At 73.3% G+C, this 13,857-nt stretch carries 11 protein-coding genes; 4 read left to right on the top strand and 7 right to left on the bottom strand.

Annotation, left to right across the window (positions count from 1 at the left end):
- Positions 1-29: 29 nt before the first annotated feature.
- On the bottom strand, positions 30-1,028 hold the full coding sequence (locus ACX25U_RS19800) for a hypothetical protein (protein WP_454393926.1): 999 nt from the start codon (positions 1,026-1,028) through the stop codon (positions 30-32).
- A gap of 305 nt (positions 1,029-1,333) precedes the next feature.
- Here ACX25U_RS19800 and ACX25U_RS19795 point away from each other — a divergent pair, with 305 nt between their 5' ends.
- The 3 genes from ACX25U_RS19795 to ACX25U_RS19785 all read left to right on the top strand — a co-directional run bounded on the left by ACX25U_RS19795 (position 1,334) and on the right by ACX25U_RS19785 (position 6,340).
- Entirely contained in the window at positions 1,334-3,928 is a 2,595-nt protein-coding gene (locus ACX25U_RS19795; RefSeq protein WP_454393924.1) for a helicase-associated domain-containing protein, read from the top strand.
- 53 nt (positions 3,929-3,981) lie between these two features.
- Positions 3,982-5,625 carry a DNA repair helicase XPB gene (locus tag ACX25U_RS19790; RefSeq protein ID WP_454393922.1) on the top strand — a complete coding sequence of 548 codons (1,644 nt, stop codon included), beginning with the start codon at positions 3,982-3,984 and terminating at the stop codon, positions 5,623-5,625.
- Positions 5,626-5,908: 283 nt separating this feature from the next.
- A complete protein-coding gene (locus ACX25U_RS19785) occupies positions 5,909-6,340 on the top strand; it encodes a hypothetical protein (RefSeq protein WP_454393920.1) in 432 nt (143 codons plus the stop codon).
- On the opposite strand, the gene ACX25U_RS19780 is transcribed toward ACX25U_RS19785, so the two are convergent.
- Entirely contained in the window at positions 6,239-7,444 is a 1,206-nt protein-coding gene (locus tag ACX25U_RS19780; RefSeq protein ID WP_454393918.1) for a glycosyltransferase 87 family protein, read from the bottom strand. The two genes, ACX25U_RS19785 and ACX25U_RS19780, sit on opposite strands and share 102 nt — an antisense overlap.
- Positions 7,445-7,461: 17 nt before the next feature.
- Complete coding sequence (locus ACX25U_RS19775; RefSeq protein WP_454393916.1) at positions 7,462-7,644, bottom strand: hypothetical protein; 183 nt, start codon at positions 7,642-7,644, stop codon at positions 7,462-7,464.
- A 330-nt stretch (positions 7,645-7,974) separates the two neighbouring features.
- On the opposite strand from ACX25U_RS19775, the gene ACX25U_RS19770 reads away from it, so the two are divergent.
- Entirely contained in the window at positions 7,975-10,107 is a 2,133-nt protein-coding gene (locus tag ACX25U_RS19770) for a HelD family protein (protein WP_454393914.1), read from the top strand.
- Here the strand turns inward: ACX25U_RS19770 and ACX25U_RS19765 are convergent.
- The 4 genes from ACX25U_RS19765 to ACX25U_RS19750 form a co-directional block, all read right to left on the bottom strand.
- Positions 10,095-11,309: a CPBP family glutamic-type intramembrane protease gene (locus ACX25U_RS19765; protein WP_454393912.1), complete on the bottom strand. Its 1,215-nt coding sequence runs from the start codon at positions 11,307-11,309 to the stop codon at positions 10,095-10,097. The two genes, ACX25U_RS19770 and ACX25U_RS19765, sit on opposite strands and share 13 nt — an antisense overlap.
- Before the next feature lie 41 nt (positions 11,310-11,350).
- Positions 11,351-12,061, bottom strand: a complete 711-nt coding sequence (locus ACX25U_RS19760; RefSeq protein ID WP_454393910.1) for a copper homeostasis protein CutC — start codon at positions 12,059-12,061, stop codon at positions 11,351-11,353.
- Between the two features lie 89 nt (positions 12,062-12,150).
- Positions 12,151-12,831 carry a maleylpyruvate isomerase family mycothiol-dependent enzyme gene (locus ACX25U_RS19755; protein ID WP_454393908.1) on the bottom strand — a complete coding sequence of 227 codons (681 nt, stop codon included), beginning with the start codon at positions 12,829-12,831 and terminating at the stop codon, positions 12,151-12,153.
- A 35-nt stretch (positions 12,832-12,866) separates the two neighbouring features.
- Positions 12,867-13,772 (bottom strand): DUF3800 domain-containing protein, encoded by a 906-nt coding sequence (locus ACX25U_RS19750; protein WP_454393906.1) that lies wholly within the window; start codon positions 13,770-13,772, stop codon positions 12,867-12,869.
- Positions 13,773-13,857: the final 85 nt, after the last annotated feature.

Here is a 13,857-nt window from a genome sequence, read left to right as displayed (position 1 = left end):
CTATCGCCGGCGGCCGCCGTGGGCGGTGCTCACCGCCGGCGCTGCGAGCGCCAGAGCAGGAACAGGGCCGAGAGCACGGCCGCGGCCCGCACCATCCACGGCCAGGTCTGCTGGACCGCGTCGTTCATGTGGCCCTGGGCGATGGGGGCGCCCCAGCGGTCGTCGGTGCGTCCCCACAGCCACACCACTCCGGCCGCGAACGCCAGGCCCGGCATGCCCATGACGGCCCATTTGGACTCCGTCGGGGTCAGCCGGCGGGAGCCGTAGGCGATCAGCCAGCCGAACAGCAGCGCGAACCAGTTGCCGAGGACCGCGCCGACGACCAGCAGCCCGGCCGCGAGCAGCAGCAGCGGATTGCTCCAGCGCCCCCTGAGCAGGGGCAGGCCCAGCCGCCGGCGCGCGGCCGGCACCTCCTCCGGGCCGGCCGCCCCCACCGCTGCCGCGTCCGCGTCGGCGGCCGTCCCGGGCACGGGACCGGGCTTGGCGGATTCCTTCGGCGGCGGGGGCTTGAGCAGCTCCGGGATCTCCACGCCCCCCACGAAGCCGGGCACCTCGTCCCCGATCCCGAACGGGCTGCTGTCCAGGCGCCACCAGTCGGGGCGCGTGGCCGAGTCGCCGAGTTCCTCGGCGCTCGCCAGATGCGGCGGGGACGGGCCGCCGGAAGGCGCGGGGTCCGCCTTCGGCTGCGGCGGGCGGGGCCGTGGTACGACCCTGCGCAGACCCTTCGGCCGCTCCTGCTCCGCCTCGGCGTCCCGCTGCACGGGCACGGCCGGCTCCGGCGCCGGCGGACCCGCCTCGCCCGTGCCGCCCGCGGCCGCGACGACCTCGTCCGGGCTGCCGATCCGGTCGAGGATGCGGCGGACGGCGGCGGGACTGTCCACGACGGCCTTGGCACGGCACCGGTCGATCTCGTTGCGCAGCTCCGAGACCAGGCGCATCCGGGTGCCCGAGGACAGCTGCCGCTGCTGAGCGACGTCTCCGACGCGGCTCAGGTATTCGTAGACGACCTGATCGCTCTCGATCCCCACGGAACCCCTCCGGGGTGGCTGGCCGATTGCTCCGGGGACGACGGTACCGGTTGTTCGGAGGTGCTCGGTGTCGGTGTCCGGGGGCGGGTCGCGCAGCCCGGCGCTGACGGGGCGTCTCCCCCAAGCTCTTCGAGCAGGGGGCACCCCCAGCGCCCGCCCTCCCCCGAGCTCTGAACCGAACAGGGGGACCCCCATCGCCCTGGGGGTCCCCCAGGCGTTCAGCACCGGGGGAGGCACGACTGCCCGCGGCTTACGACGGCACGACCAGCCGCGGCTTGACGGAGTCACCCGCTACCGTGGATCGGATGAGCAGTGATGAGCAACCGTCGGCCCCGCGTTCCCTCGCGGAGGCACTCCGCGCACGCGACGACGCCTGTCTGGCCGCGCTCCTGCGCAGCCGCCCCGATCTCATCACGCCGGTCCCGACCGACCTCACCCAGCTCGCCACCCGCGCCGGGACCCGCGCCTCGGTGGTGCGCGCCATGGATCGGCTGGACCGGTTCGCCCTGCAGACGGCCCAGGCCCTCGCGGTGGCCGGCGACCCGGCGACGTACGACGAACTGCTCGGCCTGATGGCCTCCGACGCCCGGGATCCCCTCGTCGCCGCCGCGCTGCCCCGCGCCCTGGGCACCCTGCGCGAGCAGGCCCTCGTCTGGGGCGGCGACGACCGGCTGCGCCTGGTGCGCACGGCCCGCGAACTGCTCGCCCCGCAACCGCAGCACCCCTCCCCGACCGGGCTCGGGCCGACCGTGCGGGAGGCGACGGCGGGCATGTCACCGGGGCGGATCCAGGAGATCCTGGCCACCGCCGGTCTGCCCTCGACGCACGACTCCGTCTCCGCGGTCGCCTCGCTCACCGCCCTGTTCACCGACCGCGAGCGGATGGCCGCGCTGCTCGCCGAACTCCCGGCCGACTCCCTCGACGTACTGGACCGCCTGGTGTGGGGACCGCCGTACGGCCAGGTCACGCCCGACCCGGCGCCGCGCCTTCGCCGGCTGCTCGACCGCGGGCTGCTGCTGCCCACGGCGCCCGGGACCGTCGTGCTCCCCCGCGAGGTGGCCCTGCACCTGCGCGGGGGCCGCGCCCATCGCACGCCCGAGCCGGTGCCGCCCGCCGTCGAGGCGGTCGCCACGCACCGTCCACAGGTTGTGGACGCGACGGCGGCCGGGCAGGCGTACACCGCCCTGGCCACCGTGGAGGAACTGCTGAAGGACTGGGACGAGGGCGGGCCGAACGTGCTGCGCGCGGGCGGCCTGAGCGTGCGGGACCTCAAACGCACCGCCGTCGCCCTCGACGTGCCCGAACCGGTGGCCGCCTTCTGGGTCGAGCTCGCCCACACGGCCGGCCTGATCGCCTCCGACGGCGAGGTGGACGAGCGGTACGCCGCGACCCCCGCCTACGACGAGTGGCGGGAGCGGCCCGCCGCCGAACGCTGGGCCCACCTCGCGGCGGCCTGGCTGGCGGCCACGCGCACACCGGGACTGGTCGGCGGACGGGACGCCAAGGACCGCGCGCTGTCGGCGCTCGGCCCCGGACTGGACCGCTCGGCGGCACCGGAGGTACGGCACCGGGTGCTCACCCTGCTCGCCGGGCTGCCGGAGGGCGCCGCGCCCTCCGCCGAGTCGGTGCTGGCCCGGCTGCGCTGGGAGCGTCCCCTGCGCGGACCGCAGCGGGAGGACGACCTGCGCGGCCGGCTGGCCCGGTGGACGCTGTCCGAGGCGGAACTGCTCGGCGTCACGGGACGCGGCGCGCTGTCCGGGCACGGGCGCGCACTGCTGGGCGCGCCGCCGCCCGCACCGGTCGCCGGGGAGCACGCCGAGCCCTCGGGTCCCGGCGACAAGCTCCCCGTCCACAAGCACCACAGGCCCGAGCCGGCCCCCGGCGTGCCGGAACCCCTCTCCCCCACCGAACAGGCCACGTCCCCCAAGCTCTCGGCTTCGCTCGAGCAGGGCGGTACCCCCATCGCCGCGGCCGCCCGCGTCCTCGCCCCGCTCCTGCCCGAACCCCTGGACCACGTCCTGCTCCAGGCGGACCTCACCGCGGTGGCACCCGGCCCGCTCCAGCGACCGCTCGCCGACGTGCTGGACGTGCTCGCGGACGTGGAGTCCAAGGGCGGCGCGACCGTCTACCGGTTCACCCCCGCCTCCGTACGCCGCGCCCTGGACGCCGGCCGCAGCGCCGCCGACCTGCACGCCTTCCTCGCCGCGCACTCCCGTACGCCGGTTCCGCAGCCGCTCGCCTATCTGATCGACGACGTGGCCCGCCGGCACGGGCACCTGCGGGTCGGCGCCGCCTCGGCGTACGTGCGCTGCGACGACGACGCGGTGCTGAACGAGATCCTGGCCGACAAGCGGTCCGCCGCTCTGCGCCTGCGCCGCCTCGCGCCCACCGTGCTGGCCGCGCAGGCCGACCCGGCCACGCTCCTCGAGGGCCTGCGCGCGATGGGCTACGCCCCGGCCGCCGAGTCCGCCGAAGGCGACGTCCTCGTCACCCGGACCGATTCCTACCGCACCCCGCCGCGCACCGCGCCCGAACCGGTCCCGGAGGGCCCGCCGCCCCCGGACGCCGCCCTGCTCGGCGCCGCGATCCGCGCGATCCGGGCGGGCGACCTGGCCTCCACCGCCCCGCGCAAGCCGACCGCGGCCCCGGTCGCGAACGGCGAGCTGCCCCGCACCAGCTCCGCCGAGACCCTCGCCACCATGCAGGCCGCCGTCCTCACCGGCGAGGCCCTGTGGATCGGCTACGTCAACGCCGAGGGCGCCGCCAGCCAGCGCGTCATCGCGCCGATCCGCGTCGAGGGCGGCTTCGTGACGGCGTACGACCACACCGCGGACGAGGTCCGCACCTACCCGCTGCACCGGATCACGGGGGTGGCCGAGCTCGCGGACGACCAGCCGTGACCGTGCGCGAGTAGGGCACACTGGACGTTTGACCACAGGAAAGGGTTCCGCGTGTGAATGGTCCCCTGATCGTCCAGTCCGACAAGACCCTGCTGCTGGAGGTCGACCACGAGCAGGCCGACGACTGCCGTCGGGCCATCGCTCCGTTCGCCGAGCTGGAGCGGGCGCCCGAGCACATCCACACCTACCGGGTCACCCCGCTCGGCCTGTGGAACGCGCGCGCCGCCGGGCACGACGCCGAGCAGGTCGTGGACGCGCTCGTGCAGTACAGCCGCTACCCCGTGCCGCACGCGCTGCTCGTCGACATCGCCGACACGATGGACCGCTACGGGCGGCTGACCCTCTCCAAGCACCCGGCGCACGGCCTGGTCCTGACCACCACCGACCGGCCGGTCCTGGAGGAGGTGCTGAAGTCCAGGCGGATCACCCCGCTGGTCGGCGCCCGCATCGACCCGGACACCGTGGCCGTGCACCCCTCCGAGCGCGGGCAGATCAAGCAGGTGCTGCTGAAGCTGGGCTGGCCGGCCGAGGACCTGGCGGGTTACGTCGACGGCGAGGCGCACCCGATCGAGCTGCGCGAGGACGGCTGGGCGCTCAGGCCCTACCAGAAGCAGGCCGTGGAGAACTTCTGGCACGGCGGGAGCGGGGTCGTCGTGCTCCCCTGCGGGGCCGGCAAGACGCTGGTCGGCGCGGGCTCGATGGCGCAGGCGAAGTCCACGACGCTGATCCTGGTCACGAACACCGTCTCCGCCCGGCAGTGGAAGCACGAGCTGGTGAAGCGGACCTCGCTGACCGAGGACGAGATCGGCGAGTACAGCGGGACGCGGAAGGAGATCCGCCCGGTCACCATCGCCACCTACCAGGTGCTCACGACCAAGCGGAAGGGGATCTACCCGCACCTGGAGCTGTTCGACTCCCGGGACTGGGGGCTGATCGTCTACGACGAGGTGCACCTGCTGCCGGCGCCGGTCTTCAAGTTCACCGCGGACCTGCAGGCCCGGCGGCGCCTCGGGCTGACCGCGACCCTGGTGCGGGAGGACGGCCGCGAGTCGGACGTGTTCTCCCTGATCGGGCCGAAGCGGTTCGACGCGCCCTGGAAGGAGATCGAGGCGCAGGGCCACATCGCGCCCGCCGACTGCGTCGAGGTCCGGGTGAACCTGACGGACTCCGAGCGGCTGGCGTACGCCACCGCCGAGACGGAGGAGAAGTACCGCTTCTGCGCGACCACCGCGACCAAGCGGAAGGTCACGGAGGCGATCGTCCGCCGTTTCGCCGGGCAGCAGATCCTGGTCATCGGCCAGTACATCGACCAACTCGACGAACTGGGCGAGCACTTGGACGCCCCCGTGATCAAGGGCGAGACGTCCAACCTCCAGCGGGAGAAGCTCTTCGACGCCTTCCGCGAGGGCGAGATCAGCGTGCTGGTGGTGTCGAAGGTCGCGAACTTCTCCGTCGACCTGCCGGAGGCCACCGTCGCCATCCAGGTCTCGGGCACCTTCGGCTCCCGCCAGGAGGAGGCCCAGCGCCTCGGCCGGGTGCTGCGCCCGAAGGCCGACGGTCACCAGGCCCACTTCTACTCGGTGGTCGCCCGCGACACCATCGACCAGGACTTCGCCGCCCACCGCCAGCGCTTCCTGGCCGAACAGGGCTACGCCTACCGGATCATGGACGCGGACGAGCTGCTGGCGGAGGGCTGAGCGAACGGATCCCTGCCCCGGCTTCCGGCTCGGTACCCTGCCCACGGCACGAGCCGGATCAGGGGAGGGTTGGCAACTGCTCGCTAAAGAGCGTGTATAAGGCCGGTTTAGCTCGATCGTGTGATGGTCGGCTTCCGGGCTTGCGGTGTGCTGGGCCGGTCGGGGTAGCGTTGCCGTGCGATCTGGGACGCCGGGTGCGGTGCCAGCGTGCGGGGCCCCTGCTCCACCAGCGAGATGGTTCAGGGCCTCCCCGTCGCCTCTGGCCGCTCCCACAGGCCAGGTCGTGAGGGACTCCGCCCGCCCGGCCCGGACCACGGACACGATCCGTGTCGCCGCCCGGGACGCGAAAGCGGACGACCAGTGCGCCCACAACCGTTCGGGGCGCGCCAGCGAGCGGACTCACTTCCGCTCACTGCCCAGGAACGGTGCCATGTCCCACGAGGACGTCTACGAGGTGCTGTGCACCGAGCCGGCGGCCCGTGACCGAGACCGCCCGGACCCCGTTCTCAGGGCCGCCTTCGACAAGGCCGTCGACATACTGGCGCGCAATCCCTACACCGAGGTCTCCCGACCTGTAGGGCCGGGCGAGCAGGACCGCGAGATCCGTCTCACGTCACAGATCGTCGCCGAGTACATGGTGCCCCGGGGCCGCCTGCTGCTGGTCATGCTGCGGATCTTCGACGACGCGGACATCCTCCTGCCGGAGGAGAACTGACGCGAGGACCGCGCACGTCAGCAGGGCGTAGGGCGAGGCCAGGGGCTGCTGCCACCAGTCCAGGCGCAGTTCCAGGCCCTTGCGGGGGACCAGCCACATGGTGCGGGCGGTGAAGAGGACGGCGGTGAGCGCCGCCCAGAGGCGGTGGCCCTCGGCCAGGAGTACGGCGATCAGCGGGACGCACCACACCCAGTGGTGGGACCAGCTGATCGGTGAGACGAGCAGCGCGGTCAGCCCGGTCAGCAGCACGCCCCACCGCTCCCGCGGCGCCCGGGCCGCGAGCCACAGGCCGACGACGCCCACCGCGGCGGCGGGCAGCACCCAGGCCAGGCCGGGTGACGGCTCCCGCAGCACGCGGGCGACCAGGCCCTGCAGCGACTGGTTGGCGGTGATCCACGGCTTGCCCACCCGGCCGGTGTCGAAGAGGTGGCGGGTCCAGTAGTCGACGCTGGCCGCGGGCAGGGCGAGCGCGCCGACGGCGACGGTCCCGGCGAAGGCGGCCGCCGCGGTGGCCGCCTCGCGTACGCGCCCGCGGAGCAGCAGGTACAGGACGAAGAGCCCCGGGGTGAGCTTGATGCCGGTCGCGACCCCGATCAGCGCCCCCCTGCCGCGGGCGCCGGGCGGCCGGGTGAGGTCCCACAGGACCAGGCAGGTGATCGCGAGGTTGATCTGCCCGTACACGAAGGTCTGGAAGACCGGTTCGAGCCAGACGGCGAGCGCGGTCCCCGTACACACCAGGGGAAGTCCGGCCCGGCGCCCGGCGAGTCGGGCGGAGAGGTGGACGAGCCGGGCGAGCAGGAGCGCGTTGCCCGCGCAGAACACCACCTTCAGGGCCGGGACCGGCAGCCACACCGCCGGTACGAACAGCAGGGCCGCGAACGGCGGGTAGGTGGCCGGCAGCCGTCCCTCCGTGATCGTGAAGCCGTACAGGTCACGGCCGTGGACGACGGCCGCTCCCTCCGCCCGGTAGACCACCGCGTCGGGCATCGCGACGTCCAGGGCGGCGAACAGGGCCGCGAGGGCGGCGAAGGAGAGGACGAGGAGTACGAGGGCGGGTGCCGCGTGTGCCGCGCGTGACCGGAGGGCCACCATCCGTGCTGTCACGGACCGACCCTAGTGGGTCACTTGTGACGCATGCCCGCCTCCTCGCCGTACTCGCCGAGGATGACGACGTCGAACACGGCGCCCGCGAACACCTTGACGGCGTGCAGGGCATTGCCCAGACGGTGATGATGACAGCCCTGGACGGCAGTGGCGCCGGCCGGGCGGGCGGCGTGGGCCGGGTGGATGGTTGCTGTGCTCATGGCTCAAGGGTGGATCGGGGGACACAAGGCGGGCATCGGTCTTCGGAGCCAACCTTCTTCCCGTTCGCGTACCCCTCTGGAGGGACGGCACCCCTGACGTCCGGCGGACGCGGCCCTTAGGGGAAGCCGATCACGGCAGGGCGGCGCGCGGGAAACCGGTTGGCCTCCGCCCGCCCCGCCGCCCTAGAATCCACCCCCTTGCCCGCCTCCCCCTCGGAGCGCCGCCGTCCGGACGGAAACCGGGCGGCAGATCCCGCCGCCAACGGCGCAGCCACCTGGCACCGCCACACGGCGCACCCGCCTGTCCCGTAGGCCTTCCGGAGGCACCCCTTGTCGCGCTCGCCCTCGCCCACGCCCGCCGAGCCCGCATGCCTCGCCCAGCCCACCGACGACCCGCTCGCCCGCGAGCGCTCCCACCTGTCCGCCTCCCGCGCCGCGCTGCGCGCCATGCGCGAGGACGTGGAGTCGCTCGACATCCGCGACGTCACCGCGAACTGGGTCAACGCCGAGGTCCTCGCCCGCCAGATCGACGAGCGCGTCAAGGCGCTGGCCGACCTCAGCGACACCCCGCTGTTCTTCGGACGGCTCGACTACCTGCACGCGCCGGGCGCGGACCGGGCCGAGGGGGCCGAAGAATCAAAAGGGCGCGAAGCGCCTTCCTTGGAAGGGCGGCGGTGGGAGACGGGCGGGCGGTTCTACATCGGACGGCGGCACGTGCACGACGCCGACGGCGACCCCATGGTCATCGACTGGCGCGCACCGGTCTCGCAGCCGTTCTACCGGGCGTCCAAGAAGGACCCCATGGACATCGCGCTGCGCCGCCGCTTCGGCTACACCGGCGGCGACCTCACGGCGTACGAGGACGAGCACCTGTCCGACCCGGCCGAGGCGGCGACCACCAGCAAGCTGCTCCAGCAGGAGATCGAGCGCCCGCGCGTGGGCCCGATGCGCGACATCGTGGCGACCATCCAGCCCGAGCAGGACGAGATCGTACGGTCCGGCCTGTCCGGCACCGTCTGCGTCCAGGGCGGCCCCGGCACCGGAAAGACCGCCGTCGGCCTGCACCGGGTCGCCTACCTCCTCTACGCCCACCGCGAGCGCCTGGCCCGCACCGGCACCCTCGTCATCGGACCGAACAGGTCCTTCCTGCACTACATCGAGCAAGTGCTGCCGGCGCTGGGCGAGTTGGCGGTCCGGCAGGCCACGGTCGACGACCTGGTGGCCCACGTGGAGGTGCGGGCCACGGACGACGCGGCCGCCGCGGTCGTCAAGGGCGACGCACGGATGGCCGAGGTGCTGCGCAGGGCGCTGTACTCCCACGTGACGATGCCCACCGAACCGGTCGTGGTGGTGCGCGGCTCGCGCCGCTGGCGCATCCCGGCGTACGAACTGGAGTACCTCGTCCACGAGTTGCTGGACCGCGACATCCGCTACGGCGCCGCCCGCGAGGCCCTGCCGCAGCGGATCGCGCACGCCGTACTGGTGCGGATGGAGCGGGCGGGCGAGGCCCCCGACGACCGCGTGCAGGACGCGGTGGCCCGCAACTCGGCGGTGAAGGCGGCCGTCAAGACGATCTGGCCCCGGGTCGACCCGGCGAAACTCGTCCTGCGGCTGCTGACGGACGCGGACTTCCTGACCGCGCACGCCGACGGGATCCTCACCGAGGAGGAGCGGAAGACGATCCTGTGGGCGAGGCCCGTACGGTCGGTCAGGTCCGCCAAGTGGTCCGCGGCGGACGCGGTGCTGATCGACGAGGCGACCGACCTGATGGAGCGCACGCCCTCCCTCGGGCACGTGGTCCTCGACGAGGCGCAGGACCTCTCCCCCATGCAGTACCGCGCGGTCGGCCGGCGCTGCACCACCGGTTCCGCGACCGTCCTCGGCGACCTCGCCCAGGGCACCACGCCCTGGGCGACCCGCACCTGGGAGGAGGCCCTGGCCCACCTGGGCAAGTCCGACGCCGTGACCGAGGAACTGACGGCGGGTTTCCGCGTACCGACGGACGTCATCACCTACGCCTCCCGCCTCCTGCCGCACATCGCCCCGGGCCTGACCCCGGTCGCCTCGATCCGCGAGAACCCGGGCTTCTTCGAGGTCCGTACGACCGCCGGGGACGGCGAGGTGGTCACCGCCTGCGAGGAGTTGCTGCGCCACGAGGGCTCGGTCGCCCTGATCGCCGCCGACCCTCGCGTCCCGGCCCTCGCCGAGGCGCTGACGGCGGCCGGCGTGCCGTACCTGTCCCCGGGGGAGGAGACGACGGCGCGGACCCGCCTCACCCTGGTGCCGGCCTCCCTCGCCAAGGGCCTGGAGTACGACTACGTGGTCCTCGACGAACCCCGGGCCGTGGTCGACGCCGAACCCGACGAACGCACCGGCCTGCGCCGCCTGTACGTCTCCCTCACGCGAGCGGTCTCGGGCCTGATCGTCACCCACGCGGCCCCGCTGCCGCCTCAGCTGTCCTGAGGCCCGCCGGGCTGATCCGGCGATCGCTCTCCGGGGCCGCGCCCGCCGACGTCGGGCACGCCGACGTCGGGCACGCCCGCGCTCGGGGACGGCGTTCCGTACGGCCAGTACGTGCTCTGCGGTTGCGGGTACGGCCCATGGGGGCCCTGTGGTTGCGGGTGCGGCCCGTACGGGCCCTGCGGCTGTGCGTACGGCCCATAGGGGCCCTGCGGCTGTGCGTGCGGCCCGTGCGGCCCGTGCGGACCCCACGGTTGCGGGTACGGCAGGTGGGGTGCGGCCGGTGCGGGGGGCGGGGGAGAGACGTTCTGCGGAGCGTGGCGCCGGGCCAGCCACAGCACGATCAGGGCATAGACCAGGATCACCGGCACGTCGACGGCGACCAGTTGCCAGGGGGCGTCGGCCGCCGTCTCGTCGGACGCCAGACCGTCCACGAACACGGCGGACAGACCGAAGGCCAGCAGGTTGTTCACCGCGTGCAGGGCGACGGACGCCTCGAGGCCGCCCGTGCGGATGGTCAGCCACCCCGCCACCGCGCCGAAGAACAGGAGATCGGCGAAACCCCAGGGAGTGCCCCAACCGTGGGCGGCCGCGAAGAGCGCCGCCTGCGGCAGCACCGCGACCCACGGGGAGCGGACGAAGGCCCCTGTCGCCTGCAGCAGCCAGCCCCGGAAGACGTACTCCTCCGCCGCCGACTGCAGCGGTACGAGGACGGCCAGCATGGCCAGGGAGACGAGGAACGTCTGCCACCCCACCCATGCGCCGTCCGCTCCGGAGTCGCCCAGGTCGTCCGGCAGGAAGAACCCGGCCACCGTCAGCAGCACCATGGGGGGCACGACGGCCAGGAAGCACCAGGCCAGCCATCGCCAACGCGGCCGCCCGGTGACCGACGACACCGTGCCGGCCGGACGCCGGCCCACCCAGCGCACGACCAGCAGGACCAGCAGCAGGTCCAGGGCTATGACCGCCAGGTCCAGTGCCGTGCCCAGAACCGGGCCGAAGTCGACGTCGCCGTCCGGCAGTTCCGGGTAACCGGCGGCCCTCCCGAGCACGTCGGCGAGGACGTAGCAGAAGACTGTGGCCAGGACCGACGCGAAGAGCAGCAGCAGAGTGCCGAGCAGCGGCCGCCACCAGCGGTGGTGAGGGGTGTACCGGGCCATGCGGTGGTACGGAAGCCCGGGGAGGTCGGGGGACGTTGCTGTCATGGACGACATCGTGCCTGGTCGGAATGGAGCAGGCGTACGAATTACACAGCCCCGGCCCCGTCCAGCACCGCGCGCCACCGCGCGACCGCTGCGACGGAGACCGGCCCGTCCCAGCCGCCGGGGCGGGCGGTGCCGCCGATGTGGAAGGCGTCGATCCCGGCGCTCCGCAGCGCCGGCACATGGTCGAGGCGCAGACCGCCGCCGACCATGATCCGCTGCTCGTAGCCGGGCTCGCCGCTCCGGGCGGCCTCGGCGGCCAGGACGGAAAGCCCGTCGTCCACGCCACCCGCGGCACCCGCCGTCAGGTACGTGTCGAGCCCGGGCAGGCCGTCCAGCTGCTTGCGCAGCGCGTCCCGGTCGGCGGCGCGGTCGATCGCCCGGTGGAAGGTCCACGGACACCCGTCCAGTGCGGCGACCACCCGCTCGACGGCCCCCAGGTCCACCCCGCCCTCCTCGTCCAGGAACCCGAGCACGAACTCCTCGGCGCCGGCCGCCCGCAGCTCACCCGCGACCCCGGCCAGCCGGGCCGGCCCCCGGGCACCCCCCGCGCCGAACCCGTCCGTGAGCCGCAGCATCACACGCAGCGGAATGTCGACGGCGGCGCGGATCGCGGCGACGGTCCCGGTCGGCGGGGTGAGCCCGTCGGCGGCCATGTCGGTGACCAGCTCGAGGCGGTCCGCGCCTCCGGCCTGGGCGGCGACCGCGTCCTCGACGTCGAGGGCGATCACCTCCAGGACTGCACGCGTGCTCATAGGGCCCCTTTCCCCGGCTTCCCTGGAGTCGGACAGGTCTAGTCCAATCTCAGGGTACGCCGGTCGGGAGGCCCACGGCCGAAAACCGGTCAGCCGAAGATGTTGAGCTCGCCCTTCTCCGCTCCCGCGAGCTCGTACCCCGCGCCTGCCGCCGGCACCGGCCGCCCCGCATAGAGCCGTACGAGCGTGGCGGCATCCCCGATGTAGCGCGCCGGGTGCCGCTCCCCGCTCACGTCGCCGAACCTCAGCGGCTCGTCCACGTCGTCGAGGTCGGCGTGCAGCGGCAGATGCCCCTTCTCCCGGGTCACGCGCGCCAGCAGGGTGAGCGCGTACGGCAGCCCGTCCCCCGCGTACGCCCCCGGCACGCCGAAGGTGTCGCGCACGTCACCGGCGTGCACCCACTCACCCAGGGCGAGCGCGTCCAGCGCCCCGTCCGTCCGGGCGATCACCGGCCCGGCCTCGGTCATCCCGCGCTCCAGCTCGTCCACCACCCGGGCGTTCGTCCAGTCGCCCCGCTCGGCGATGTCCCGCTCGTTGGCCTCGGGCGAGAACACGCCCTCCTCGAACCGGCCCTCCACCACCCGCATCAACGCGGCGGACGAGTGCGCGAGCACGTCCCGCACCGTCCACCCCGGACACGCGGCGGTCGGCAACGCGAAGTCCGCCTCCGGCCGCACCCGCAGCAACGGGATCAGCGCGTCCCGCTCCAGGGTGAGCAGCCGCCCGGGCAACTCGGGGTCCCGTACCTCGTGCACGTCAGCAGAAGTCATCCCTCCACGCTAGTGCTCGGCCCGCGTCGGCCGTACTACGGCACGGTGGGCAGTTCGCCTCCGCTCACCTGCTGCCCAGGAATGACGACCTTCGGCGTCGCCGCCTTCACCCCTCCGAACATCAGCCTCGAGGACTGGCCGGTCCGCCGGTCGGAGACCACGATCCCGCCGCGCCACTTGCCCACCGGATCCTGGTAGCGGAATTGGAGCTTCCGCAGCCGCTCCCCGAACTGCTCCCGCAGCGGCCGGTACGCGTCGTCGCAGTGGACGTTCCACGTGACGTCGCTCAGGTAGGCGTGACAGGCGATCGGGAACAGCAGGGAGGAGACGACGAGGTCGGAGAGCTGAAGCAGCGTGTGCGTATCGCTGTGTCCGAAGACCGGCGACTCGATCACACCCTTGAGGCTGTCACCGCCGGAGCGGTACTTGCGCGTCGTGACGCAGTGCACGTTCGGCACGTTCTTGGACTTGGTCCGGCTGTCGAGGACCACGACACCGCGCGAGTGGCAGTCCGTCAACTGGGCTTGGAACGTCTCCGTGAGACTTCCGACCGAGGTGCCGTACACGCCGGTCTCGTTGAAGGGGAGGCCCTCCTCCTTCACCCACACACGGGCCAGAAGGCGGGCGTTGCAACGCTCCAGTATGGCGAGAACCGAGTCCACGAGCAGCATCGCGGCCCGGCGCCGGTCACGGTTCCCCACACGGATGTCCTTGCGGACGTCGGAGCCCTTGATCTCCGTGTGAACCACCTCGGAGAGGTGCACGGCATGGCGCAACTGCGGCCGGTACTTCTTCTTGACGTTGAGAAAGTCCCAAGTCAAGCCCTTGATGTGGGAATCATGAACGGTGAAGCCACCGACGACGAGGACCGGCGGCGCGTCCGGTCTGGCGGGATCCAGGGTCTGCCCGTTGCCCGCTTCGTCGATGTAGCACAGGTACAACGATCCCTCCCGGAAAACACTCGGGCCGCCCCCGAAGGGGCGGCCCCAGGACCTGGTGCAGCCATATGCACCGTGCTTTGTTTGC

This window comes from Streptomyces sp. JNUCC 63 (genome assembly GCF_054366325.1).
The sequence above is the reverse complement of the archived record's forward strand: the minus strand, read 5'-3'. Positions and strand labels throughout refer to the sequence as shown.

Bases quoted from the DNA above. Each gene is read 5' to 3' on its own strand.
- ACX25U_RS19755 (WP_454393908.1), bottom strand. From the start codon at position 12,831: ATGACTTCTGCTGACGTGCACGAGGTACGGGACCCCGAGTTGCCCGGG.
- ACX25U_RS19775 (WP_454393916.1), bottom strand. From the start codon at position 7,644: ATGAGCACAGCAACCATCCACCCGGCCCACGCCGCCCGCCCGGCCGGC.
- ACX25U_RS19765 (WP_454393912.1), bottom strand. From the start codon at position 11,309: ATGACAGCAACGTCCCCCGACCTCCCCGGGCTTCCGTACCACCGCATG.
- ACX25U_RS19795 (WP_454393924.1), top strand. From the start codon at position 1,334: ATGAGCAGTGATGAGCAACCGTCGGCCCCGCGTTCCCTCGCGGAGGCA.
- ACX25U_RS19760 (WP_454393910.1), bottom strand. From the start codon at position 12,061: ATGAGCACGCGTGCAGTCCTGGAGGTGATCGCCCTCGACGTCGAGGAC.